At 70.5% G+C, this 25,292-nt stretch carries 18 protein-coding genes and 1 pseudogene; 7 read left to right on the top strand and 12 right to left on the bottom strand.

Translation table 11 applies throughout. The features are described 5' to 3' along the window. Positions 1-8: 8 nt before the first annotated feature. Together NR810_RS10550 and NR810_RS10545 are read left to right on the top strand one after the other, a co-directional pair. Positions 9-3,176 carry a TonB-dependent receptor gene (locus tag NR810_RS10550; protein ID WP_306818066.1) on the top strand — a complete coding sequence of 1,056 codons (3,168 nt, stop codon included), beginning with the start codon at positions 9-11 and terminating at the stop codon, positions 3,174-3,176. Positions 3,177-3,198: 22 nt separating this feature from the next. After that, entirely contained in the window at positions 3,199-3,882 is a 684-nt protein-coding gene (locus tag NR810_RS10545; protein WP_257450913.1) for a hypothetical protein, read from the top strand. A gap of 167 nt (positions 3,883-4,049) precedes the next feature. On the opposite strand, the pseudogene NR810_RS10540 reads toward NR810_RS10545, so the two are convergent. Continuing rightward, a pseudogene (locus NR810_RS10540) lies at positions 4,050-4,376 on the bottom strand (response regulator); the annotation flags it as partial. Beyond that, positions 4,373-5,467, bottom strand: coding sequence for a PAS domain-containing sensor histidine kinase (locus NR810_RS10535; RefSeq protein WP_257450911.1), 1,095 nt, complete (start codon positions 5,465-5,467; stop codon positions 4,373-4,375). The gene NR810_RS10535 and the pseudogene NR810_RS10540, both read right to left, overlap by 4 nt. A gap of 239 nt (positions 5,468-5,706) precedes the next feature. On the opposite strand from NR810_RS10535, the gene NR810_RS10530 reads away from it, so the two are divergent. Further along, positions 5,707-6,309 carry a hypothetical protein gene (locus tag NR810_RS10530; RefSeq protein WP_257450908.1) on the top strand — a complete coding sequence of 201 codons (603 nt, stop codon included), beginning with the start codon at positions 5,707-5,709 and terminating at the stop codon, positions 6,307-6,309. A 56-nt stretch (positions 6,310-6,365) separates the two neighbouring features. Next, entirely contained in the window at positions 6,366-7,637 is a 1,272-nt protein-coding gene (locus tag NR810_RS10525) for a hypothetical protein (protein ID WP_257450905.1), read from the top strand. Positions 7,638-7,685: 48 nt separating this feature from the next. On the opposite strand, the gene NR810_RS10520 is transcribed toward NR810_RS10525, so the two are convergent. Continuing rightward, entirely contained in the window at positions 7,686-8,339 is a 654-nt protein-coding gene (locus NR810_RS10520; protein WP_257450902.1) for an MBL fold metallo-hydrolase, read from the bottom strand. A 134-nt stretch (positions 8,340-8,473) separates the two neighbouring features. Between NR810_RS10520 and NR810_RS10515 the strand changes: the two genes are divergently transcribed. After that, positions 8,474-10,087: a lipase maturation factor family protein gene (locus NR810_RS10515; protein WP_257450900.1), complete on the top strand. Its 1,614-nt coding sequence runs from the start codon at positions 8,474-8,476 to the stop codon at positions 10,085-10,087. A 4-nt stretch (positions 10,088-10,091) separates the two neighbouring features. Here the strand turns inward: NR810_RS10515 and NR810_RS10510 are convergent, their stop codons facing one another. Next, positions 10,092-10,856, bottom strand: coding sequence for a lysophospholipid acyltransferase family protein (locus NR810_RS10510; RefSeq protein WP_257450898.1), 765 nt, complete (start codon positions 10,854-10,856; stop codon positions 10,092-10,094). Positions 10,857-11,001: 145 nt separating this feature from the next. On the opposite strand from NR810_RS10510, the gene NR810_RS10505 reads away from it, so the two are divergent. Next, entirely contained in the window at positions 11,002-11,907 is a 906-nt protein-coding gene (locus tag NR810_RS10505; protein WP_257450896.1) for an Ig-like domain-containing protein, read from the top strand. Between the two features lie 242 nt (positions 11,908-12,149). Here NR810_RS10505 and NR810_RS10500 read toward each other — a convergent pair whose 3' ends face one another. From NR810_RS10500 to NR810_RS10475, 6 genes are all read right to left on the bottom strand, one after another. Then, entirely contained in the window at positions 12,150-13,856 is a 1,707-nt protein-coding gene (locus NR810_RS10500; protein ID WP_257450894.1) for an OmpA family protein, read from the bottom strand. Then, positions 13,853-15,958, bottom strand: coding sequence for an outer membrane exchange protein TraA (gene traA, locus NR810_RS10495; RefSeq protein ID WP_326522496.1), 2,106 nt, complete (start codon positions 15,956-15,958; stop codon positions 13,853-13,855). The genes NR810_RS10500 and traA overlap by 4 nt, the downstream gene beginning before the upstream one ends. 118 nt (positions 15,959-16,076) lie before the next feature. Next, positions 16,077-16,439: a helix-turn-helix domain-containing protein gene (locus NR810_RS10490; RefSeq protein ID WP_204224720.1), complete on the bottom strand. Its 363-nt coding sequence runs from the start codon at positions 16,437-16,439 to the stop codon at positions 16,077-16,079. Between the two features lie 271 nt (positions 16,440-16,710). Then, a complete protein-coding gene (locus tag NR810_RS10485; RefSeq protein ID WP_257450889.1) occupies positions 16,711-18,453 on the bottom strand; it encodes a GTPase in 1,743 nt (580 codons plus the stop codon). A 99-nt stretch (positions 18,454-18,552) separates the two neighbouring features. Then, positions 18,553-19,857: a protein kinase domain-containing protein gene (locus tag NR810_RS10480; RefSeq protein WP_257450879.1), complete on the bottom strand. Its 1,305-nt coding sequence runs from the start codon at positions 19,855-19,857 to the stop codon at positions 18,553-18,555. A 3-nt stretch (positions 19,858-19,860) separates the two neighbouring features. After that, positions 19,861-21,228 (bottom strand): sigma-54-dependent transcriptional regulator, encoded by a 1,368-nt coding sequence (locus NR810_RS10475; RefSeq protein ID WP_257450876.1) that lies wholly within the window; start codon positions 21,226-21,228, stop codon positions 19,861-19,863. A gap of 126 nt (positions 21,229-21,354) precedes the next feature. Between NR810_RS10475 and NR810_RS10470 the strand changes: the two genes are divergently transcribed. Continuing rightward, complete coding sequence (locus NR810_RS10470) at positions 21,355-22,707, top strand: thioredoxin family protein (protein ID WP_257450874.1); 1,353 nt, start codon at positions 21,355-21,357, stop codon at positions 22,705-22,707. A gap of 16 nt (positions 22,708-22,723) precedes the next feature. Here the strand turns inward: NR810_RS10470 and NR810_RS10465 are convergent, their stop codons facing one another. Together NR810_RS10465 and NR810_RS10460 are read right to left on the bottom strand one after the other, a co-directional pair. Beyond that, a complete protein-coding gene (locus NR810_RS10465; protein WP_257450872.1) occupies positions 22,724-24,097 on the bottom strand; it encodes a hypothetical protein in 1,374 nt (457 codons plus the stop codon). Then, positions 24,094-25,272 carry a metallophosphoesterase gene (locus NR810_RS10460; RefSeq protein WP_257450870.1) on the bottom strand — a complete coding sequence of 393 codons (1,179 nt, stop codon included), beginning with the start codon at positions 25,270-25,272 and terminating at the stop codon, positions 24,094-24,096. Before NR810_RS10460 ends, NR810_RS10465 begins: the two co-directional genes overlap by 4 nt. Between the last annotated feature and the right edge of the window lie 20 nt (positions 25,273-25,292).

The raw sequence follows: 25,292 nt of genomic DNA, 5'->3' as shown, positions 1-25,292 counted from the left end.
GCAAATCCTTGAACCGACGTTCCCAGAGAATCCAGGCGCGCGTCCTCGTGGCCGTGTTGACGCTGGGCGTGTGCCTGTGGATGGCACCCGCCCTGGCGCAGCAGGGCACCTCCGTGCTGACAGGCACGGTGGTGGACGCCAGCAGCAAGCAACCCGTCCCGGACGTGGTGGTGACCGCCACTTCTCCCCAGCTCCAGGGAGAGCAGGTCGCCGTCACCGACGCCACCGGCCTCTACCGGCTGCCGCAGCTTCCCCCGGGGGTCTACACGCTGCGCTTCGACAGGGAGGGCTTCAAGCCCTACTCGCGCGGGGACATCACCCTCCGGCTCAACCACACCGTCCGCCTCAACGCGGAGCTCCTCCCCGACTCGCTCGGTGAGGTCATGATCGTCCAGGCCGCTCCGCCCGCCGTCGACGTGGGCTCCACCCGCACCGGTGTCAGCGTGGACAACGCGCTGGTGCGCCACCTGGCCGTGGTGGGCCCCACCTCCAAGGGCTCCGCGTCCCGCTCCTTCGAGAGCCTCGCCGAGCTCGCTCCCGGCGCCAACGCGGATGCCTACGGCATTTCGATGAACGGCACCACCTCGCCGGAGAACGGCTTCCTCGTGGATGGCCTGTCCGCCGGCAACCCCGCGCTCGGCCTCCTCGGTACGCCCCTGTCCATCGAGTTCATCCAGGAGGTGAACGTCATCACCGGTGGCTTCATGCCCGAGTTCGGCCGTGCCACCGGCGGCGTGATGACGGCCGTCACGAAGTCCGGCTCCAACGAGTTCCAGGGCTCGGTCTTCGGCAACATCACCCCGGGCGCGCTCGAGAGCGCTCCCACCCGCGTGCCGCGCGAGGGCTCCGTCATCACCACCAGCCAACGGCTGTGGAACCTGGGTGACTTCGGCGCGACGTTGGGCGGCCCCGTCCTGAAGGACAAGCTCTGGTTCTTCGCGGGCGTGGCGCCGTCCTTCACCCGCCGGGCGTTGGATCGCAACCTGAACGCCTATGTGCTCGGCGAGGATGGCAAGCCCCTCAAGGACGAGAACGGCTTCTCCCGCACCGAGCTCATCCCCAACACCACCACCCGCTACTTCGCCGACCAGCGCTCGGTGCAGTACCTCGGCAAGCTCACCTGGCAGGTGGCCGCGGACCACAGCCTCACCCTGTCTGTGTATGGCACTCCGGCCAGCTCCGGCGGCCCGGGCCGCTTCGGCTACAACCTGGACAGCGGCGCCGTCGAGGTGGACAACCTGAACGGCAGCTACGAGGCGCTCGCCCACCGTTACGACCAGGATGCACGGGACATCACCCTCAAGCTGTCCTCGTCCTTCCTGGACAAGCGCGTGCTGCTCGACGCCAACGTCGGCTGGCACCACCAGTACGAGTCCACCCTTCCGGTGGACGGCAGCGGCATCGGCAATGAATCGGGGCTGTCCGGCACGCCTCAGTTCCAGATGCAGCGCACCGGCACCAGCGCCGGGCTGAGACGCTACTCCATCCGTGACTTCGAGCGGTTGCCAGAAGACTCGGTATGCGAGCCCGCCGGTACGACCAACGCGGTGCGCTGCCCCGCGGGCACCTACCTGCTGGGCGGCCCCGGCTTCCTGATGGAGCGCACGACGGACCGCTACCAGGCCAACGTCGTGGGCACCTTGCTGCTCAACGCGCTCGGTCACCACGTCATCAAGGCCGGCCTCGACGCCGAGGTGATGACCAACCGCGATGCGCGCGCCTACTCCGGTGGCGTCACCTACGTCCAGTCCACCGATGGGACGAACTTCCAGGACTACCGCGCGTTCGGCTATCTCACCGGTCCGGACCAGGTGTTCATCCAGCCCGTGGTTCCCACCTCCACCCGCGCCGATGCCCTGGGCGCCTTCGTCCAGGACAGCTGGAGCGTGATGGACCGCGTCACCCTCAACGCGGGCCTGCGCTACGACACTCAGGCCATCTACGGCACCGGGGGCGACCTGGCCTTCGCGTTGCCCAACCAGCTCTCTCCGCGCGTGGGGCTCGTCTACGACTTCACCCAGCAGGGCCGCTCCAAGCTCTTCGCCAGCTACGCGCGCTACTACCAGAACGCCGTGCTGGCCATGGTGAACTCGCAGTTCTCCAACATCACCCGCATCAACGCCACGCGCAGCAGCACGCCCACCGCCTCGGGCGGGCCGGGGTGTGATCCGCTCAACCAGGCCGCGCCGTACACGGACTGCCGCGACGTGCGCAACGTCCTGGTGCCGCCAGGGGCCCCCAACACCTCCCTCAGCCCTCGCTACACCCAGACCTTCGCCATCAACAGCCCGGTGGACCCGGACCTGAAGCCCCAGTCCTCGGATGAGATCGTCCTGGGCGGCGAGTACGAGGTGCTCCCGCGCGCCAGCGTCGGCGCCACCTACACCCGGCGCTACATGAACGAGGTCATCGAGGACATGTCCGTCAACGAGCGGACCAACTTCTTCATCGGCAACCCGGGCCGGGGCATCGCCTCCCAGTTCGACAAGGCCGTGCGCGACTACGACGCCGTCAGCGTCTATTTCAACAAGGCGTTCTCGGACCAGTGGCTCGCCCAGGCCAGCTACACTTGGTCCTACTTGCGCGGGAACTACTCCGGCCTCTACAGGCCGGATGCCAACCAGCTCGCCCCCAACGTCACCTCGGACTTCGACCTCATCTCCTTCATGGAGAACCGGACGGGCACGCTGCCGTTGGATCGCACCCACGCCATCAAGGTGTACGGCTCCCGCGAGTTCCAGCTCTCGCCTACCGCGAGCCTCGACCTGGGGCTCTCGTACCGCAGCACCTCGGGCGCGCCGCTCAACGTGCTGGGCAGCAACCCCGCCTACGGTACGGGCGGCACCTTCATCCTGCCGCGCGGCAGCGGTGGTCGGCTGCCCTGGGTGCACAACGTGGATGCCCACCTGGGTCTGCACTACAAGTTCGCCCGGGGCCTCACCGCCACGCTGACGATGGACAGCTTCAACCTGTTCAACTTCCAGGCCGTCACCTCGGTGGACCAGAACTACACCTACGACACCGTGGACGCGATCGTCGGCGGCAAGCCGGCGGACCTCGAGAACCTGAAGGTCCGAGGCGGGACGGCCGCGGTCGTGGTCAATCCCAACTACCAGAAGCCCCTCTCCTATCAGGCGCCTCGCAGCATCCGCTTCGGCGCGCGTCTCTCGTTCTGAAGCCCAGGCGGAGCCATCCATCATGAAGACACGACGAGCCTTTGCATGGTTCCTGCCGCTCGGGTTTGCGGCCGGGTTGAGCGCATGTGGCGCGGAGCAGCCGCTGCCCCAGTGCACGGTGGGGCGCGGCGAGCATGCCGTGCGCTACACGTTGAAGACGGGCACGGGGACGTGCGCGCGGAAGAAGGCGGAGGTCCTCGGCGCGCAGGCCTTCCGCGTCCCGGGTTCTCATGTGCCGCCCACGCTGGCGCTCAAGCCCAAACCCCTGGCGGATCTCGAGGGGAAGGACCCGGATCCCACGCATTCCGCCGTGGCCCTGGGGGACTTCAGCACCGAGTACCCGAACCAGGCGGGGGAGTGCGTGGTGCCCCAGATGTCCGAGGCGCGGCAGGTGGTGAGCGCGGACCCGGGCTCGACGGTGGACCGGCGCTACCAGTGGAGCAACCTCCACATCCAGGGCCAGGCGGCCATTCCTGGCACGCAGTGGTGGGCGGAGCTGACCTACTCGGAGGGAGACTGCACGGCCACCTACGAGGCGGTGGGCGTGTTCCCGGCCATCCGGTGCGAGAAGGATGGCGTGCGTGACCCGGAGATCTGCAAGCAGCCGCGCTCGGGATTGTCGTTGGACCCGTTCTTCCCCATCACCTGCGAGGAGACCACCAACCTGTGCGTGCTGGACGGCCAGCCGCCCGCGTTGGTGCACTGAGCGGGGTCCGGCACGAAGGGCGGCCCGTGCGCGAGCCGGGCCGCATGGTAGCTCTGTCCGCCCCGCGTCGGGCCGCGCGACGGGGGCATGCCGTGGCCCGAGCCGCCAGCACCCGAGGTGCCGCCACTCGGGCTTCCCTGATTCAAGGCCTCCTCGAGCCGCCGCTCCAACTCCTGGATGTTGAAGGGCTTGCGCAGGGAGGCGAAGGCGCCCAGCTGGCGGTGTTGTGCCGCGAGCGCATCGAGGTCCCGGTGCGCGGAGACGAGGATGACGGGCACCTGGATGCCCCGCTGTCGCAGCTCCTTCAGGACCCGGGTGCCGTCGAGCACGGGCATCATCAGGTCGAGCACCACGACATCAAACGTCTGCTTCTCCACCAGCTCCAGCGCTACGGCACCGTCCTCCGCGGCGGTGACCGCGTAGGTGAGCTCGAGCAGCAGGGTGAGCGAGTCGAGGATGTCCGGGTCGTCGTCGACGATGAGCACGCGCTTCATGTGCCCACCTCCGTCCGTGTCTCGGGGAGGAAGACGGTGACGGTCGTTCCCTGCCCCTGCTCGCTCTGGATGCGGAGCCGGCCGCCGTGCGCGTCCAGGATGTCCTTGACGAGCGACAGCCCCAGCCCGAGCCCCGGGAAGTTCTCCGCGGAGACGTTGCTCGCGCGGAAGTAGCGCCGCGTCAGCGAGGGGATGTCCGCGGCGGGAATGCCGATGCCCGGGTCCGAGACGGACAGCTCGAAGCCCTCTGCTGCACGGGTCAGGGTGACGCGGAGGGTGCCTCCCCTGGGCGAGTACTTCACCGCGTTGCCCAGCAGGTGGTTGAGCACCTGCTCCAGACGCTGATGGTCGGCGAGGACACGGTATGTCCCCGGAGCGATGGAGAGCTCGAAGGCATGGCGTTGGCGGCCCCGGGCCCGGAGCGCGCCGGTGTTCCGGTGGTTGTCCACCACGGCCTGGACGAGCCCGGCCAGCTCCAACTCCTCCTTGCGCATGAGGAGCGGCATCTGCGCTTCGATGCGCCCGTTGTCCTCCAGCTCCTGCACCAGGGTGGCGACCCGTTCGAGCTGCAGGCCCATCCGCGTGAGCGCGCCACCCGTCGCCGGTTCCTCCTCCGGGTGCTGCCGGCGCAGCGCTTCCAGGTACATCCGCATGGAGGTGAGTGGCGTGCGCAGCTCGTGGGTGGCGAGGGCGAGGAACGTCGCCTTGGCCCGGTCCGCCTCGCGGCGCTCGTGGATGTCGACGCAGCTGCCGATGAAGCCAGCGAAGCGTCCCGTGTCGTCGGTGAAGGGAACGCCCCGGTCGAAGATGTAGCGATAGACGCCGTCGTACCGCCGCAGCCGATACTCCATCTCGAAGGGCTGCCGCCGCTCGAAGTTCGTGAGGTAGGTGTCCATGCAGCGGCGCAGGTCGTCCGGGTGGACGCCGGAGATCCACCCCTCGCCGGCCTCCTCCTCCATGCGGCGCCCCGTGAATTGGAGCCAGGTGGTGTTGAAATAGTCACACCGGCCATCCAGTCCCGCGCGCCACACCATCGTCGGGGCGTGCTCGACCAGCAGCCGGTATTGGTCCAGCGGGAGGGCGGTCTCCATGGTGGCCTCTTCGATGAGACGTCGTGGTGCGGGCCAGACGGATGGTGTTGTGAGCTGAAACGACTACCCTGCCTCAACCACTCTCGGGGGCCGGTTTCCTTCCGGGAAATTCTTTCTTGTCCGCTTCCTCACCGAGGGCGGGTGCCCCGGCACCGGAGCGCGTCCGAGGCCCGTGCCTATCTTGAGCGGCTAAGGCGGGTCGGGGACCTCCTGGCCCGCGTCGGATGAGGTGACGGAACATGCGACGGCGCTCGTGGGCAGCATTGGCGACCCTGGGTCTGGCATTGGGCGCGGGGTGTCGGGAGCGGGATGAGGCACAGGCCACCGGCTCACCCTCGGAAGGGGAGAGGGCCGAGGCCCGGCAGCAGCTCCAGAAGCAGGCGGACGAGCTGGCGGATGCCGCCTCCCGTACCGCGCGGGCGGCCGGTGAGGTGGCGAAGCAGGAGGCCTCCGAGGTGAACGAGCGGGTGAAGGAGGAGGCCCCCAAGCTCCACGAGGACCTGAGCCAGACGGCCCAGGATGTCAGTCAGCAGGCGCGTGAGATTGCCCGCGACATCCGTGAGGAGGGGTCCACCGCGGCGGAGCAGGCCGTGGAGGATCCGCTGACGGGCTCGGTGTCCGGTACGGTCGCCCGCGCCAGCGGCGGTGCACTCCACCTGCGCGATGCGGATGGGAAGCAGATCGTCCTCACCACGGATGGTGACACCCAGGTGAAGCGGGGCGGGCAGTCCACGACGCTCCGGGCGCTCCAGCCCGGCGCCGAGGTGCGGGCCTCCTACGTCATCCAGGGAGAGAACTGGATGGCGCGTCAGGTGGAAGTGGTGTCTCCCCCGAAGCGGTGAGGGACAGGGCACGGAGGGTTCAACCGGGGCCGCGGGTTGGTGCAAGCTGTGCCCCCATGAACGCTACCGGAACCGTGCTGCTGCTCTCCCTGTTGGGCGCTCCACCCGCCTCCTCGTCGGACCCGCTCTGCGCGAAGCGCGAGCCCTGCACCGTCGCGGAGACGCTCGACGCGGGCAAGGACTCGCGGGGCAACTCCCTGCAGGTGAAGCGTCTGGACCTCGGATGGGCGGACGTGGAGACGTCGAGCGGGTTCATCGGCCGCAAGTTCGGGCCGGGCGGGCGCAAGGCGAAGGGCTCCCGGGCCAATGGCCAGTGCGAGGCCGCCGAGTGGTGGCTGGTGCGCTCCGGCCAGCCCGCCCAACTCCTGCTGTCCGTGTGCAATGACGGCTATGGCGCCGCGGGCGTGGGCCAGGACTCGGTGACGGTGACCGACAACCTCTTCTCCCATGAGCAGACGGGCGGCAGCCGCGAGCGGTGGAGCCAGTCGCGCACGGTGCAGCTCTCCCCGCTGTTGCCGATGAGCGAGTCGCGGCGGTCCTCCGTGCCCTCGGAGGGTGAGGCGAAGGAGGATGGCGAGTCCTGGGACTTCGAGGCGCTGCGCGGTGAGGTCGCCCGCGCCGCGTCCACGTGCGAGGCGGGCGAGGCCTCCCCCGGTGAGAGGCTCCTGCCGTACCTGCCCCAGGTGCAGGTGGACAAGGCGTATCTCCAGGGCGGGTGGAAGACGGCGGGGCTCGGCGCGTGCGGCTTCGAGGCGGGCCACGTGTTGCTGGGCAACCAGGATGACCCGAAGGACGCGGCCCTGAAGGCGCTGTTGGTGGCGCCGGACACGCTGCTCGTCGAGGTGCATGACGACAAGTGGACGGGCCCGAGCGCGAAGTGGCTCGCCGATGACCACGTGGAGCTGTGGCTGGCCCCGCAGGCGCCTCAGGAGCTCACCGGCTGCGGCAAGCCGACGGACGCGCAGAAGCCCGCGCAGTGGGGCATCCGCATCGCCGATGGGCAGGTGTTCCCCGCCTTCGGCTCGCCCAAGCAGACGTTGCAGGTCGAGCGCGCGGAGCTGCCCGGCAAGCGGGGCTACCGGCTGCTGATGAAGCTGCCCCCCTTCAAGGGCATCGCCGTCGTCTACAGCGACAGCGACAGTGGGAAGAAGCAGGAGCTGATGCTCGCCACCAGCCCGGTGAAGTTCGGCCGGCCCGAGGTGCTCAATCCCGTGCGTGTGGTGCCCGCCGAGGAGGCCACGTGCACGGTGAAGAATGGAGAGCTCGCCGTGGCACGAGGGCCCGTGAAGAAGACCGAGCCCGACGTGGCCGTGATTCGCGTGGAGTGAGGGGCGCGCGGTTCAGGGCGCGGGTTTTGCCTCGTCGGAGGCTCAGGCTCAGAGGGGCTCGGAGGGAGCGGGGGCCTCGGTGTCCTCGTCCAGGGCGCGCCGGAGCGCGGACGCGCCGTCGTGCAGGATGGGGTGGCCGTGCGCGAAGCAGAGCACCTCCAGCGGCAGGTGGTCGAGGATCCGCCGGATGCTCAGGCGGGTGCGGGCGGGATCGTCCTGGTACTCGCTCTCCACGAAGCGCGGTGTGCCCTGGTCGAAGTGGGTGAGGAGGTCCGAGAGGAAGATGACGCTCCGGGGCCGCTCCAGCCAGAGGGCATACATGGACAAGGCGGGTCCGGGCGTGTGGTAGGCCACGAGGCCTCCGGGGAGGTTGTCTCCGGGGCCGTAGGTGGCGTCCGGTGTGTCCTCCAGACCGTAAGCGTCCTGGGGGGCCCAGACGGGAGCGCCGAACAGCTTGCGCAGTTGCCACGCGGCGCGCTGGTGGTTGCCGGCGGTGAGCACGATGGCCTCCACCCGGCCCAGCTTGCGCAGGGCCTTCTCGTCGATGGGGAGTGGATCGATGAGGGTGACGGCGCCGTCCTCGGCCACCACGGCGTAGGCCTCGCTGTCCATGCCGCCGATGCGGTCATCCTTGACGCTCCAGCGGTGGACGCCGGGGAGCACCTGCACCGTCCGGTGGGCTCGTTCCTTGGGCTCGCTCATGCGGCAAAGCTAGGCACCCCTCTTCACGGAGCGTGGAGGCCCGGCCGCTCGGGCCCTTCCGGAGCGAGGGGCTGGAGTGGGTGGACACCTCATCCCCGGCACTCCCAGCTTTGACGCGGAGAGGAGGAGCCCCCATGCGAGCAGCCAGCCCCCAGGGCGCCAAGGCGTTCTTCCAGATGATTCGCTCCCTGCCCGCCAGGCGTCCGAGCCGGCGCGAGCGGACGCGGGTGGGGCGGTGGCTCGGCATGTTGGAAGGGCGCTCGGTGGCACCGCCGCATCACCGGCTCGTGCGCCAGGTGTTCTTCCGGGCCCTGGGCGGCCTCTACCTCATCGCCTTCACCTCGCTGGGGCGGCAGGTGCGGGGGCTCTACGGCTCGCGTGGCATCATGCCCTTCCAGGAGTTGGTCTCCTCGAAGCGGCTGGCCGCGATGGGCCGCGAGCGCTACGCCCTGGTGCCCTCGCTCTTCTGGCTGGATGCGTCCGACGAGACGCTGGTGCGTGGCATCCGCGCCGGCCAGGTGTTGTCGGTGGCGGTGATGGTGGGCCTCGCGCCCCAGGCCGCGCTGATGGGGCTCTGGGCCCTCTATCTCTCCTATGTGTCGGCGGGGCGGGAGTTTCTCTCCTTCCAATGGGACGCGCTGCTGTTGGAGATGGGATTGCTCGGCATGCTCACCGCGCCGGCGGGAGTGAGGCCGGGAGCGGGGCGCCATGAGCCCTCCGCGGCGCAGGTCGCGCTGTGGCGGGCGCTCGTGTTCCGCCTCTACCTGGGCTCCGGGGTGTCCAAGCTGAAGTCTGGGGACAAGACGTGGCGCGAGCTCACCGCCTGCAACTACTACTACGAGACGGCGCCGCTCCCCACGCGGGGCGGTTGGTACGCGCACCACCTGCCACGAAGGTTCCAGAAGCTCTCCACGTTGTCGGTGCTGGCGATGGAGACGGCGGGCCCGTTCCTCGCCCTCGCCCCGAGGCCCTTGCGGCTCCTCGGCTTCTGGCTCTTCGCCGGGCTGCAGGGAGTCATCATCGCCACCGGCAACTACGGCTTCTTCAATGCCCAGTCGCTGGCGCTCGGCCTGTGGATGTTGGACGACGAGGCCCTGCGGCGTCTCCTGCCGCTCGCGTCCCCGCGGCCCGCCGAGCCGAGGCCTGCATGGCGCACCGTGGGGGGCTGGCTCGTCGCCCTTCCGTTCCTCGTGTTGGGCGCGAATGAAATCCTGGCCCGCTTCAACCGGCCGCGCCGCTCGCCCCGGTGGCTGGACTGGCTGGAGGCGCGGGCCCGCCCGCTGCGCGCGGTGAATCCCTATGGCCTCTTCGCGGTGATGACGGTGCGCCGCCCCGAAATCACCCTCGAGGGCTCGGATGATGGGGAGACATGGCGCGAGTACACCTTCCGCTACAAGGTGGGCGGCCTGAACCGGGCTCCGAGGCAGGTGGCCCCGCACCAGCCCCGGCTGGACTGGCAGATGTGGTTCGCGGCGCTGGGCTCGCCACCCACCTGGTTGCTCGCCCTCGTGCTGCGCCTTCTCGAGGGCTCTCCCGACGTCCTGAAGCTCTTCGCCATCAACCCCTTTCCGGAGCACCCGCCGCGCTATGTCCGCGCCGTCCTCCACGACTACCGGATGACGGACCTGGAGACGCACCGGCGCACGGGGGCGTGGTGGAAGCGCGAGGAGCTGGGGCTCTACCTGCCGCCGCTGAGTCTCGCCCCGGGTGGGACGACGAGCCGGTTGCAGTGGTACGCGGGAGACTGAGGGCTCAGCGGACGGGGGGCGGAGATGCCTCCGTGCCAGGGCGCTCCCGGGGCTCGAGGTCCTCGTGCTCCTCGGCGGAGGCGTAGACGCCGCGGTACTCAGGGGGCAGGAGCTCGGCCACCCGCCGCATCATCGCGTCGGCGAGGGCCTGACGCGGGTCCTCGGCTCGGGCGGCCTCGGCCTCGAGCTCGGCGATGCGGAACGGTTTGCCGAAGTGGACGGTGAGGTGGGCCCGGCGCACCCGCTCCCGGCCCATGTCCGTGTCATCGATGGGCATGAACTTTTCCGTCCCGGTGAGCGCGACGGGGACGACGGGGACACCGGCCCGCCGGGCGATGAGGGAAGCTCCCTTCTTGGCGCGCATGAGGGCTCCCGTCCGGCTGCGGCCGCCCTCGGGGAAGATGAGGACGGGATGGCCCGCCTTGAGCGTCTCCACCGCGCGCTTGAGCGGCTCGATGTCGGCCGAGTTGGGGCGGATGAAGATGGTGTTGACGGCCTCGGTGCCCAGCCGGGTCATCACGGTGCCCTGGAGCTTGATGCCGGCCAGGAAGAACACGGGCCGGGGCCGCAGGGCGCGGTCGAGCGTGAAGCCGTCCGCGTTGGACAGGTGGTTGCAGATGAAGAGGCAGGGCTCGTCGGGGAGGTTCTCCCGGCCGACGACCTCCGTGGTGGTGCGAAGATTCCAGAGGGTGTCCATCAGCTTGCGGACGGCGGCCCGGCGAGGGCCCGCTGGCAGGAGGGACAGGAGCGAGAAGACGTGGTGGATCACGGTCGGAACCCCCGGTTTCCGAGGAGAAACGTACGTCTTCGAGCGAACCCCGGCTTCCGGAAGTGCATTCCACCCGGCAGAGCAGGCAGCCAGCCGGGAGATGTGCTTGCGAATGATTGCGTGAGGGCTTTATGGGAATACAGTCGTGAGCGCCTTCCGTTTGGAAGGCACGCTCGTGCGCCCGCCCGCTCCCCCTACCGCCGTGAAGACCTTGCCGTCCGCCCGATCCCTGCTCCTGCTCTCCGTCCTCGTGCTCGGGGCCTGCCGCTCCGCCCCGGACTCCCTCTCCCTGACCATGCCGGAGAACCGGCCGCTGCATGCCTCGGGTGAGTCCATGACCCTCAAGGTCGTCGCGCTCGACGCCAAGGGGCAGCCGGTGGAGAACCCCAAGCTGCGCTGGGTGAGCTCGGCGCCGGAGGTGGCCAGCGTGACGGACGGCGTGGTGGTGGCGCGCCGCTCCGGCAAGACCACCATCGCCGCGGCGGTGGGCAAGGCACGGGCCTCGGTGGAGGTGCAGGTGTCCATCCCCAGTGTGGTGGACATCCGGGTGGATGGAGCGGACTTCCTGCTGGCCGGCAACTCCATCCCCATCTCCGCCGTGGTGAAGAACGAGCTGGGCAAGCCGCTGGTGGACGTGCCGCCCCAGTGGAGCACCAGTGACGCGACCGTGGCGCGTGTGGAGAACGGGAGGCTGGTGGGGGTGACGCCCGGCCGGGCCACCATCACCGCCACGGTGCCTCCGCTGAGCCGCACCCTCCAGGTGCAGGTGGTGCGCTCGGACTTCGCCCGGATCGAGGTGGAGCCCACGCACCTCGTCTTCGCGAAGGTGGGGCAGGTGCAGCAACTGCGCGCCAGGACGTTCAACAACCGGAGCATCGCCCTGAGCGACGTGCCTGTCACGTGGTTCAGCTCGGACTGGTCGGTGGCGACGGTGTCGTCCACCGGGCAGGTGACGGCGGTGGGTCCGGGCCGCACGGTGGTGACAGCCACCGCTGGCCGGCGCAAGGCGGCCGCCGAGGTCGTCTTCGAGGTCAAGACGGCGAACCGCTGAGGCGCGTCGCGCTCCGGGCGCCGTCTTCTCCGTACCCCAGAGGTACCGTGTGCCGCCGGGGGTCGCTCGACCTCCGGCGTCGACCGTGCGGGCTCTGGAGCGAATCCACTCCTCACCGGTTGAGCAGCGGAACCGGGTAGAGCGAATCCACTCCTCACCGGTTGAGCAGCGGAACCGGGTAGAGCGAATCCACTCCTCACCGGTGAGGAGTGGAACCGGCTGCCGTCGCCGTGAGGACTCCTCTAGGGAAGGGGCGCGGCGGTCTTGCGCTCCGCGGGGGGCCGCCGGCCCTTCTTCGCCGAGGACGGTTCCTGCTCCGCGGACGGATCCGGCGGGCAGGGCGGCATCGCACCCTGGACGGGCGGCTGGATGGTGAACTCGACGCGGCGGTTGAGCGCCATGCCTTCCTCGGTGTTGTTGTCCCCGAGCGGGCGGCTGCGGCCGAAGCCCGCCGAGCACAGGCGCTCCACGGCGACGCCGGTGTCGAGCAGGTAGTTCATCACGCTGGCTGCGCGGCGCCGCGACAGGTCGAAGTTGTACGCGTCGCTGGCGCGCGCGTCCGTGTGGGCCTCGACGAGCACGCGTTGAATCTCGCGGTGGTCGATGAGGATCTGCCCCACTTCCTCGAGGATGGGGAAGGACTCGGGGAGGATGATGTCCTGGCCGGTGGCGAAGTGCACCTGGTCGAGGATGAGGATCTTGTTGCCCTTGATGTGCGCGAACGGGCAACCGTCACGGCCGCGCGGGCCCTGGGGAACGTCGGGGCAGCGATCGAGCCGATCCACCACGGCGTCCTTGTCCGCGTCCGGGTCGGGGCAGCCACCGTTGTCCACGAGGCCCGCCTCGGCCGGGCAGCGGTCGAGCCGATCCACCACGGCATCGAGGTCGGTGTCCGAGTCCGGGCAGCCGCCGTTCTCCACGAGCCCGGGGACGCTCGGGCAGCGGTCGCCCTCTCCGATGACGGAGTCTCCGTCCGGATCCACGGGTGGCTCGGGAGGCTCCTTGAAGCGCTCGAGCGCCTCCCACTCGCGGGTCTTCCCGGGCACCCAGACGATGGAGGTGAAGACGCGCAGCGTGGGGACCGTCAGCGAGCAGCCGCAGCCGCCGCCACCGCCAACGGTGAAGGTGAGGCCGGTGGAGCTGTACCAGCGCAGGCCGAGGAGGAACTCGGCGGGAATCTGCAGCGCGCTGTCGGGGAGCCTGTCGAGGGGCATGCTGCCGGTGAGCATGCCGACGGCGGTGATGCCGCTGCTGCGCAGGACGGGCACCTCGGCGCCGAGTCCGAAGGTGGCGGCGTTGCCCCACTGCACGCCGGCGAACTGGCGGTCCGGACGCAGCCAGACGCCGGTGTTGAGCGCCAGGAGGATGCCCGACTCGAAGCGGTAGTCCAGCAGCAGGCCGGGCGTGTAGGTGACGTCCCCGTCACTGGTGAAGGCATCCTGGATACCGGTGGGCAGGCCCAGTCCGAAGGTGAGCGAGGCGCCCAGTCCCGAGCCCTCGGCGGCGCGGCGCAGGCCGGGCACGGCCACCTTCGCGGTGAGGCGCAGGTCTCCGGGGGCGAAGGACTGGATGACGCCCTCGGTGCCGATGGCCTCCAGGTTGTCCGAGCCCTGGGCCAGCACCAGGGGCATGTCCACGCCGAGCTCGATCCAGTCGAAGAGCCCCACGGACGCCATGACGTCGAGCTGGAGGCGGTTGCCCACCACGCTGACGGCCTTGGAGTGCGTGCCCAAGGCGACGAGCACCAGGGGATCCAACGAGAAGTTGAGGAAGGCTCCGCCGGAGATGGACAGGTGCGAGAGGGGCCGGGACTGGCCGACGACGACCAGATCCTGGGGTGCGCCAAGGGGGCGGAAGGACTGCACATCGAAGCGGGCGTCCTGCGCGGAGGCGGACGCGGCGGCGAGTGCCAGGGCGAGCGCGAGAGCGAAGGAGCCAGAGCGCTTCATGCGGCGCCCCGGTGGCGGAGGGCGAGGAAGGCGGCCACGAGGAGCAGCAGGGCGAGGCCACCGGGAGTGCTGTCTGCGGTGGTGCCGCAGCAGAAGGCGCCACCTTGAGGCTCGGTGCCGGGTTTGCGGCGGCCGCGCTCACACTGCTGGGTGGCGGCGGAGCAGTGCTGGACGCCGAGGCAGTCGTCGCTGGCGTCGCACGAGGTGGTGCAGGTGTTGGTGGCGGTGTCGCAGGTGCCACCGCAGGGGCAGTGGGCATCGGCGAAGCACTCCACGCAGGAGTCGCCGTAGCACACCTGGCCCTCGGCGCAGCTCACCGAGCAGGTGGAGGTGCCGCAGGTGCGGGTGGTGGGGTCGCACGTGCCGCCGGGGCCGCAGTCGGCGTCCTGGAGGCAGCCCGCGCAGGAACTGCCCTGGGCGGTGCCGTCCGTGAGGCAGAAGGGCGCGTCGGCGGTACAGGCCTCGCAGCGCGAGCCGCAGCGCTTGTCGGTGGTGCACGAGGCGCACTCGCCGCTGAGGCAGAACTTGCCGTCACCACACTCGAGGTCGGAGCGGCACTCGACGCACACCTGGCCGTCGAGGCAGAAGGGCCGGTTGGAGGGGCACTTCACGCACTGCTCGCCGCAGCGCTCGGAGGTGTTGCACTCGGCGACCTTCTCCACGCAGCGGCCGTTGGCGATGTCGCACGTCTTGCCGTCGGCGCAGTCTGCGTCGGCGGTGCACTCCACGCAGGTGGGGGAAGCGCCGGGGACGGGCGAGGCGCACTTGAGGCCGCCGGGGCAGCAGTTGCACGAGGTGCCCGCGCAGCTGTCCTGGGTGCCGCACGTCTGGCACGTATTGTCGGCGCAGAACTGACCGCGAGGACAGTGCGCGTCCGTGACGCACTCCTTGCACGTGTGGTCGGCGCTGCAGACCTGGCCCTTGGGGCAGTTCGAGTCGGTGTTGCACACCACGCACTCGTTCTGGGACAGGTCGCAGACCTTGCCCTCGGAGCGGCAGTCACCGTCGTCGTTGCAGCCCCGGCACTGGTTGGTGGTCAGGTCGCAGCGACCGTTGGGGCACTGCGAGTCCTCCGAGCACTGGACGCAGGTGTACTTTTCGTTGCGCTTGATGCACAGCGGCGTGGAGGGCCCGCAGGGCGAGCAGGTGTCACCGCAGAAGAGCGACGATTCACAGGGGGCACACAGCGCCGCCTTGTTACAGTAGTAGGCCGAGCCGCACCCGTTGTTGCCTGCGGTGTTCGCGTCCTGCCGGTTGCACTGCTGGCACTGACCCAGGTCCGGGTACGACGGGCGTCCACTCTCCGTCTGGTAGAGGTCGGCGGGCTTCATCAGGACAAAACCCGCGCCCCGCAGTCTGACGACCGGATCTTCGTTCGCCGCCCGTTCGAAGTCGTTGAAGGTCCCCACCAGCACCGACATCTCCAGCGCGGCGTGCTCGCCGACCTCGGCATAAAGCACCTCGATGGGGTAGAGGCCGGGCTTCGTGAAGGTGACGCTATTGGTCGTGCGCCAGGTCGCGAATCCGAGCCTCGGCGGCCGGTTGATGATTTGGTAACGCTGGGGAGTGTTGTCGTAGATGCTGAACGCGACGGCATCGTCCGCGTAGAACCCGAAGTGGACGGGCAGGCCCACCATGTCCGAGGTGATGTTCAGGTAACCGCGCAGACGCGTGGCGAAGGCCGCCGCGCGGTTCACACCGAAGAAGTCGCATCCACCATCCGGGCACCCCGGGACCGACTTCTCATAGTCGCCGTAGCTCAGGTAGGTGCCGTTCTGCTCGCCCGAGGTGTTGTTGTTCGACAGATCCAACAGGGTCCGGAGCACCGCAGTGACACGCGCGTTGGGATTGGCGGAGTTGGGCGCGGTTTCCAGGAAGGAGTTCACCCCGCCGATGAATCCGGAGTTGGTCTGGGGGAAGTCCTCGTACGGGTCCGTTGACGTTCGCGACGTCGCGCACAGACCCGTTCCTGTCAGGGCCGGCGACGGGGCCACCGGGTCCCCGGTGATGACCACGGTGGGCAGCACCTCGGCGTGGACCGCCGGGGCCAGGACCACCATCAACATCGCCGCCAGGGCGACCATTCTTCGGGATGGGTGCACGGACAAGGGCCTGCAGGATTCCCCGACCAACCTCTGCGGTCAAGTTGAAGCCGGGGACACTGTATGGGGTGGGACGAAAGTGTACCCGGCTCCCGGCTCGGCCTCTAGTCTTCGACGGTCACTCCTTCTTCAGGGCGACCGCCAGGCGGCCCAGCAACTTGATCTGCCCGGAGTCGAGCTGCCGCAGCACGCGCAACACCGCGCGCACCTCGGGCTTCTCGCCCTGCTCGTTCGGCGGCTCGGCCAGCTTGAGCGAGCCATCCGGTCCCGCAAGGCCCAACAGCTCGTCCGCGGAAATCCGCAGCGCGCGGCACAGCCGCAGCAGCGTCGGAACGCTTGGCACCATGCCGCCGCGCTCGATGCGCCCGTACACCTCGGTCACCAGGTCGACCATCTCGGCCACATCCGCCTGGGTGAGCTGCGCACGCAGACGGGCCGAACGGGCGGCCTCCCCAATCGTCTTCGCCAGTTTCTTGTCCATACCTGAACCCACCCTACAGTGTAGGCAGGGCGGAATACGACGCATCAGGTTGTCGGAACAGGACCGTAAAGGTCATTTCTTTGACCCTATGTTTGAAGTCAACCCGGTCCTTGAGGCCCTCACGCGTACCGCACCGCACGGCGCGCGCTCCCCTCGACCATCCCCATCCTTCCCTCCGACAACCCGTGTACGAAGCACTCCCACCCGCCTCTTGTGGTCCTCGAGTCGCGGTTGGACACAGAATGCCTGGGGGGTCTGACACGGTGGGCGCTCAGCAGGAGATCCGCCGGGTCGTGTCGGACAGCGCGGAAGCGGTGCGTTCCCAGGCGGAGACCCGCGTGTCCAGTTGGCCCAGGAGACCCGCGAAGAAGCGCTCCTCCAGGGCCCGCGCGAGGGTGGCGCCGTGGGCATCGGCCCACTTGGAGGTGACGCGCTCGCGGATGTCAGCGCCCAGCAGGTCCACGAAGCGCTCCAGCAGGGGCGTGGACAGCAGCGTGCCGGCCCAGATGACGGCGTCATGGCCGAAGCCGCCGGTGGCCACCGTCACCACCGCCGCGGCTCCCGAGGGCACCGAGTAGACGAGCGTGGTGAGGGTCTGTAGCAGCTCCTCGCGCATGCCGCCCTGGAGCTCGGTGGCCACCAGGCCCCGGCAGAAGGCGTAGAGACTGTCTCGGTCCGCCGCCTGGGCATGGAGCGCCTCGAAGCCCAGGGGCTCGTCCAGGCGCGCCAGGGTGGTGGGCCCGAAGGACTCGGCGAGGAGCGCGTGCGTCCGGGCGTCGCCATGCCACGCGGCCACCTCCGGGGCGAAGAGCTCCACCATGCGCCGCACCCCATCCCGCAGGGTGTCCTCGGTGAGCTGGGTCACCGGGGCGGCCGCGGGCTCGGGGCCGGTGAAGGAGCGGCGCACCTGGCGCGAGAGGAAGGTGAGGGCGGTGGCCAGTCCCCGGAAGGGCAGGCGCACGTAGCGGTGGAAGGCGCTGCGCGCGTCCAGCTCGTCGCGGAAGGCCTCCACCAGCACGTCCGCGGGCACCGCCTTGAGGGCCGCGTGCCGGCCCACCGTGAGCAGCTCGTGACGCACCCGCTGGCGCAGGCGCTCCGGCTCACGGGTGGCGGCGGTGGCGGCCCGGGCCAGCTGCTCCATCTCCGCGCGCGCGTCCCGGAGCGAGGCGGCCAGGGCCTGGGCCTTGAGGGCGCGGGCGTGCTCGGCCTCCCCGAGCAGCGCGGCGAGCGGGGGCGAGGTGTCCAAGGGATTCGTGGCGAGCGGCTTCTCCCCGGCCTCCACCTCCGGCTGGTGCGGGGCGAGGTAGCGCGCCAGGGGCGGGTGGCCCACGTCCGAGGCCAGCTTCTCCAGGTGGCCGCGCGCCACCTCCTCGCGCGTGGCCTCGTTGTAGACGAGGAGGTAGGGCCGTCCGTGGCCCACGGCGGCGCGCAGGAAGTCCACCAGCGCGGCGTTCTGGTACGTCTGCCGGCTGACGACGAAGGCGAGCACGTCCACGGTGACGAGCAGGGCCTCGGCGCGCTCGCGGTTGTCGCGGTAGACGCTGTCGAAGTCCGGCGTGTCCATCACCACCAGCCCCCGGGGCACGGCCTCGGCGAGCACGAGGTAGAGGCGCCCGGAGGGCCCGGGCTGGTCCACCGGCGCGGCCTCGCCCGAGGACACGGGGACGATGTCGTAGCGGCGGGTGAGGAAGTCCTTGAGCGAGCCCGTCCAGGTGTCCGGGTGCGCGGCGGCGAGGCACTGCTTGGTGAGGCCTCCCTCGGGGCGCGCGGGGGAGAGGGGCGTGCCCACCAGGGCGTTGAAGAGGGTGGACTTGCCCACGTTGTTGGGCCCGGCGATGGCCACGAGCAGCAGCGGGGCGTCCGCGCCTCCGAGCCGGGGCAGCAGATCTCTCCGGAGCCGCTCCAGCAGGCGGCGGGCGGTGTCCGCGTCGGTGGCCTCCGGGAAGTGCTCGGGGGGAGGGAGGGCGTCGCGGGCGGACTCGAGGGCGGTGCGCAGGTGGGCGAGGTCGTTCATCCGGTCGCCCGAAGACAGCACGTGTAGGGCCGGATGCCCATGAAAGACGTGCCAGGTGTGTCGGCCCTGGACGGATGTGCCGGGCCCCGAGCCAGGGGCTCAGCGGCGCGAGCGCAGCGCGCGGCCCACCTTGCGGGCCAGATCCGTGGGGTCCACGGGCAGGGGCACGTAGTCGTACACCCCGCTCGCGACGGCGCGCGACATCAGCGAGAAGTCCTCGCCGCTCCCACACAGCAGCACGGGCGGGGCCTGGGGCCGGGCGGCCAGGGTGCTCGCCAGGGTGAGCGCTTCCTCCTGGGCCTGGGCGCTCCGGGGCACCACCACCAGGGCGTGCATGCCCTCCAGGGGGCTGTCCGCGCTGGCGGGGACCACCTGGTACCCGGCCACCGCGAGGGCGGTGCCGATGCCATGGGGATTGGCGGGCCCTCCGGGCTCGATGATGGCCACGGGCCGCGCGAGGACGTCGGGCGAGTGCGCGGCGGGCGTGGCGGTCACGGCCCGAGAGCGCTCCTGCTTCTTGCCCTCACCGCGCGCGGGAGCCGGGGGCGCCAGTGTCTCCCGGAGCCGGAAGGCCAGCTCGCGGGCGCTCGCGGGGCGCTGGGCCTTCTCCTTGGCGAGGCACGCGAGCACCAGCGTCTCCAGCGCCTCGGGAATCCCGCGCTCCGGCTGGAGCTGGCGCAGGGGCGGAGGTGGCCGGTACAGGTGGCCGCTCATCACCTCCACGGCGGGCGAGTCCCCGAAAGGCGCGCGGCCCACGAGCAGCTCGTGCAGCAGGCACCCCACGGAGTACAGGTCGGCGCGAGCGTCGAGCGGCTCGCCGCGGCACTGTTCCGGGGACATGTACGCGGGCGTGCCGAGCACCTGTCCGCTCCCGGTCAGCCGGGAGTGCTGCTCCTCGTGCACGAGGGCGGCCAGCCCGAAGTCGAGCACCTTCACCGAGAAGGCGGAGGGTTCGCCCACCCGCATGACATTGGAGGGCTTGAGGTCGCGGTGCACGATGCCCAGGCCGTGCGCGGCGTCGAGCACCTCCAACACCTGCACCACCAGCTCCACGGCGGCCTTCACCTCCAGCGGCCCGTGGGTCTCCAGCACCGCGTCCAGGGGAACGCCGAAGACGCGCTCCATGGCGAGGTAGAGGTCCTCCCCGTCGGCACCGTGGTCGAACACGTGCACCGCGCCCGGGTGCTCGAGCCGGGCCAGGAGCTGGGCCTCGCGCTGGAAGCGGGCCGGAGCGCCGGGCGTCCTGGCGACATGCGGGTGCAGCACCTTGAGGGCCACATAGCGCTCGAGACCGAGCTGCTCGGCCTCGTACACCGTCCCCATGCCGCCGTGCCCGAGTGTTCCCGTCACCTGGTAGCGCCCGGCCACCACGCGCCCCATCCAGGAGTCCGCCGTGCCCGCCATGGACTACTCCCCCGAGCCCTTGATGCGGTCGAGCTTGCGGTAGAGCGTCTTGCGGTCCAGCCCGAGAATCTGGGCGGCGAGCGACTTGTTGCCCTTCACCTCCTCCATGACGCGGAGGATGTAGCGGCGCTCGACCTCTTCCAGGGTGGTGAGCTCCGAGGGGTCTCCACTGGCCACCACCACGTGCGAGGCGCGGTAGGCGCGAATCTTCTCCGGCAGATCCTCCACCGCGAGGTGCTCGGTGACGGTGACGGCCACGGCGCGCTCGATGCAGTTGCGCAGCTCGCGCACGTTGCCGGGCCAGCTGTAGCTCATCAGCCGCTCGGCCACGGTCTCGTTGAGGCCCGTCACCCGCTTGTTGGCGCGGGCGGCGAAGTGCTCGACGAAGTGCTGGGCCAGCAGGAGGATGTCCCCGCCGCGCGCGCGCAGCGGCGGCAGCTCCATCTGCACCACGTTGAGGCGGTAGTAGAGGTCCTCGCGGAAGCGGTTCTCCTCCACCATGCCCTCCAGGTCGCGGTTGGTGGCGGCCACCACGCGCACGTCGAAGGACACCTCGTGGTCTCCACCCACCGGGCGCACCGAGCGCTCTTGCAGGGCGCGCAGCAGCTTGGGCTGGAGGCCCAGGGGCATCTCGCCCACCTCGTCGAGGAAGAGGGTGCCGCCGTGCGCCTGGACGAAGAGACCCGCGCGCGCCGCCTTGGCGTCGGTGAAGGCGCCCCGGGCATGGCCGAACAGCTCGCTCTCCAACAGGGCCTCGGGCATGGCCGCGCAGTTGATGGCCACGAAGGGCCCCGAGGCGCGCCGGCTCTTCTCGTGGAGCGCCCGCGCCACCAGCTCCTTGCCCGTGCCGCTCTCGCCGTTGATGATGACCGACGCGTCCGAGTCCGCGATGCGGGTGAGCAGGTCGTACACCTTGCGCATCGGCGGGCTGGAGCCGAGCAGGCCGCCGCCCAGGCGCTGGGACTCGGCGACGACCTTGGTCAGACGCACCACCTCGCCCTTGAGGTGGTAGTTCTGCACGGCCCGGGAGAGGGTATGCACCAGGTCATCCACCTCCACGGGCTTGGTGATGAAGTCGTAGGCCCCGGCGCGCAGGGCCGCGACGACCGTCTGCATGTTGCCGAAGGCCGTCATCACCACCACCGGCAGGTCCGGCAGGTTGGCCACCACGCGCTCGCACAGCTCGGTGCCGCTCAGCCCGCTCATGTGCAGGTCGGTGAGGACCACGTCGAAGGGCTGCTCCATCAACAGGGGCAGCGCCGCCTGGGGGTCCGTCAGCGAAGTGACCTTGAAGCCGCGCCGGGTGAGGTGCAGGGACAGCAGTGCCACCATGCTCGGGTCATCGTCGACGAGGAGGACTCGGCCACTCATGGGGCTCTCGGCAGGAGGAAGAGGGAGGCGAAGGGCAAACCGGTACCATATAGAACCCTGGCCCCCTCTGGGGGGCGGATGTCGTACCTTCTTCGTCGCTCGTCAGCAGGGTAGGGTGCCGTGCTGATGCGATCGCTCCTGTCCAGCCTGCTCGCCGTGGGCCTGCTGGCCTGCACCGCCACGCGCACCTCGGCTGTATCCGAGACGCCGGCCGCGCACGCCAAGGCCCCTCTGCCGTTCATCGAGGATGACTACTCGCGCGCCCTGTCGGAGGCGAAGTCGAGGGGGTTGCCCCTCTTCGTCGATACCTGGGCCCCGTGGTGTCACACCTGCCGCTCGATGCGCGCCTATGTCTTCACGGACGAGGCGCTCGCGCCGCATGCCGGACGGTTCGTCTGGCTCGAGCTCAACACGGACCTTCCTGGCAACGCGGGCTTCCTGGAGAAGTACCCGGTCGAGTTCTGGCCCACCTTCTTCATCATCGATCCGAGGGAGGAGAAGGCGCTCGTGCGCTTCGCGGGCAGCGCCACCGTTGCCCAGCTCGAGAGGCTCTTCGAGGACGGCGAGCGCGCGTACCGCGGGGGGGCGCAGGGACCGGAGGCGCTGCTGGCCCGGGGCGATGCCCTGTATGGCGAGGGCAAGGCGGCCGAGGCGGCGGATGTGTTCGCCCAGGCGCTGGCCGGGGCTCCCGCGGACTGGTCCCGCCGTGGCCGCGCGCTGGAGTCGCTCCTGATGGCGCAGTACGGGGCGAAGCGTCACGAGGCATGTGCCCGGACGGCGCTGGCGGAGCTGCCCCGGGTGCCCCCCTCGCCCTCGCGGGCGAACGCGGCGGGTCTCGGGCTCTCCTGCTCGCTGTCGGTGGCGGGCGATGTGCCGGACGTGAAGCAGCTGAGGGCCTCGTTGGAGGCGGTGGCGCGCGAGGCCATCGCCCCGGACATCGCCATGCCGGCCGATGACCGCTCGGGAGTCTTCGAGGTGCTGGTCGGGGCCCGCGAGTCGGCGGGTGACGAGGCCGGTGCGAAGACGGTGGCGGGGCAGTGGCTCACCTTCCTCGAGGGCGAGGCCGCGAAGGCGCCGAACCCGGATGCGCGTTCCGTGTTCGACTCGCACCGCATGTCCGCGGCGTTGGTGCTGGGCGACCTGATGCGGGTGGTGCCGGCCATCGAGCAGAGCGAGAAGGATCTCCCGGATGACTACAACCCGCCCGCGCGTCTGGCCAACCTCTACCGGAGGCTGGGCCGGCTGGACGATGCGCTGGCGGCGAGTGGCCGGGCCCTGGAGAAGGTGCAGGGTGGCCGACGGCTGCGTGTCCTCTCGGAGCGGGCGGACATCCACGTCGCCCGGGGCGAGAAGGACGCGGCGGTGCGCACGCTGGAAGACGCGCTCGCCTACGCGAAGACGCTCTCCGGGGTGCAGGCCTCTCCGCGCCAGGTGGCGGCGCTGGAGAAGAAGCTGGCGGACGTGAAGGCGAAGCCGTGAGGGGACGGGCCCGTGCTCAGGGCCCGTCCTCGTCGAACAGGTCGCCCGGGTCGTTCTGCCACCGGGCGAGCTGCTCCGCGTCGGGGAAGCCCTGCACGCGGTAGCGCTCCGGGTAGAGCCCGTTCACCGGCGCGAGCAGCTTGCCGGCCGCCTTCGCCACCTCGTCCCACCGCGCGATGCCCACGGGCGGGGCCTCCTCGCCGAGCGCCGGGTCCATGAAGAAGATGACCTCGGCCTTGGGCAGGAGCGCGTCCACGCCCTTGAGCCAGACGGCGTAGCTGATGCTGCGCCCGCGCTCGTCCTGGTAGGGGGTGAAGGAGGCCACGAAGATGTCCTCGCCCCGCTCCTGGAAGTGCTTCTCCAGCTGCTGCGTCTGCTCGTCGTAGTCGCGCGCGCGGGTGAAGAGCTCCAGCTTGCGGAAGTCGGCCCAGGCATTGCTGAGCCGCTCGGGCATGAAGGTCACCCAGCCCTCGGGCGAGAGGCGCATGGCGCGGCCGTCCAGCGCGCGCGGGGCCATCACGGCCTGGAGGGCGCGGCTGGCCACCCGGCGCAATCCATCCTCGTCCTCGGAGCCGGTGATGAGGAGCAGGTCCCGGTGGGGCGCGAGCACCACGGGGGCGCCCTGCACCTTGCATCCGCGCACCACCTCCTCGAGCAGCAGGCGGGAGGAGGCGTAGTTGTCCTCCCAGGGGGACTCGCAGGTGCCCGGGGCGAGCTGAACGAGCTTCTCGGTGCTGCGCTGACGCAGGTTGCCGAGGGCCGCGTCGAGCGCCTGTTCGAAGGAGACGCCCCAGCGCGCGAGCTCGTCGGGCCCGAGGTACTGCAGGGTGTCCGGCCCGTCGAAGGCCAGGCCCACTCCGAGGAATCCGCTCAGGGGCTTCCAGGGGATGGGGACGGGCGTCCCGGGGCCGCTCTTCACCACCAGCCGGAGCTGCTCGAAGAAGGTGCGTCCGCGCACCACGGGCATCAACTTCGGCCGGGCCTCGGCGAACGTCTTCGGCAGGGCCGGCGGGGCGCGCACGCGGGTGAGCTGGGTGAAGACCTCGTCGCGGTGCTCCGGCGGGGAGGCGAGGTACTCGTCGAAGAAGTTGGACAGGAACACCGTGTCACCGGAGTTGCCGTCCTTGGCGCCCAGGCGGAGCAGGAAGCCCGAGGCGTCGTACTGGATGTCGCGTGTCTCGCCGGAGGCTCGCAGGCGCTCGATGGCTCGCCGGGCGAAGGCATCCCGCTCCGCCTGTTCATCTCCAGGCGCCGGCTGTCCGCGTGCCTCCGAGTGCTCCTCCGTCCCTCGCGTCTCCCGGGTGGCCGGCGTCGAGTGCCCGGCACACCCGCCCAGGCCCAGGGCCCCCACGAGCGTCAGGCCCACGAGTCTCCGCGTCGTCTTCATCATTCCTGACCTCCCTGGTGCGTTGCCTCGTGCGGCCGTGCGGGTGCGCGGGTGTCGAGGTCGAAGAGCTCGAACAGCTCCAACGGCGACTCGCGCATGCCGCCGTCGGTGAAGACGAGCACCGCCTCGCCGGGGCCAGTCGGGGGGGGCGTCCCGGGGCGGTAGTGGAGGGAGGTGCCGTGGGTGACGAGGTGGCGCAGCACGCCGTCGCGCATGTCCTCGAGGGGCAGGGCGAGCAGCTCGCGGCTGCGCTTGTCGCGCGTGTGGCCCACCACCTGGACGAGCCCGGGAGGCAGCCGGTGCGGATCGAACCGGCGGCGCGGCGTGGCGGTGCGGTGGGCGGCGTCCTCGGGGCGCAGGCTGGCGCGCTGATAGAAGATGCCCCGGCCCTCGCCGTACGTGGCGTTGCCGGGGTGGTGCAGACCGGGAATGGAGAAGGGGCCCTGCTTCCAGGCCGCCACCGCGGTGTCGAGCACCCGGTTGAGCGTGTCGGCCACCACGGGGGCACGGGCCTGGAGGGAGTCGGGTACTCCCGCCGTGAGGAGGTCCTCCCGCGTGACGCCGGCATGCAGGACGAGCAGGTCCTCCGCCGCGGCGTGGGCCACCCGGAAGCGGCCGGCGCGCAGCAGGTACGCCACCCAGTCGCGCTGCACCTCGCGGAAGGTGCCGAAGTCGCGCGCCACCAGCTCGACGTTGGGCACCTCCGGGTAGCGCGAGAGGAAGTCGCGCTCCTGGACCTCGTCGGTGTCGTCGCCCTGGTAGATGCGGTCGGCTTCCACCTGTGCGGCGGCGAAGCGCGCGTCGGTGAAGCCGGACAGCTCGCCCACGCGGCCCAGGTCATGGTTGCCCAGCAGCAGCACGGCCTGGTCGGCCGGGTGCGAGGCCATCCACGCGAGCAGCCTCAACGCGCTGGTGGCCACGGCGTCGCGTTCGTGGGCCTTGCCCCAGTCGAAGTGGTCTCCCACCGAGACGAGCTGGACCTCGGGGAGCAGCCTTCCGTCCGGGCCGAGCAGCCCGTGGCGGTCGAGCAGGGCGAAGAAGCGGGTGATGTCCGCCTGGGGGTCGCCGATGGCGAGGTGCCGCGAGCGGGGATGGCCGTCGGGTGGCGCGGAGTGGGGACCACGGTTGGCGGCCTCGGTGGCGCGGGCCAGGGCGGCCTCGGTACGGGGGATGCTCACGAGCGCATCCTAGTCCCGAG

It is taken from the genome of Archangium lipolyticum (assembly GCF_024623785.1).
GTDB classification, from domain to species: Bacteria; Myxococcota; Myxococcia; order Myxococcales; family Myxococcaceae; genus Archangium; species Archangium lipolyticum.
The sequence above is the reverse complement of the archived record's forward strand: the minus strand, read 5'-3'. Positions and strand labels throughout refer to the sequence as shown.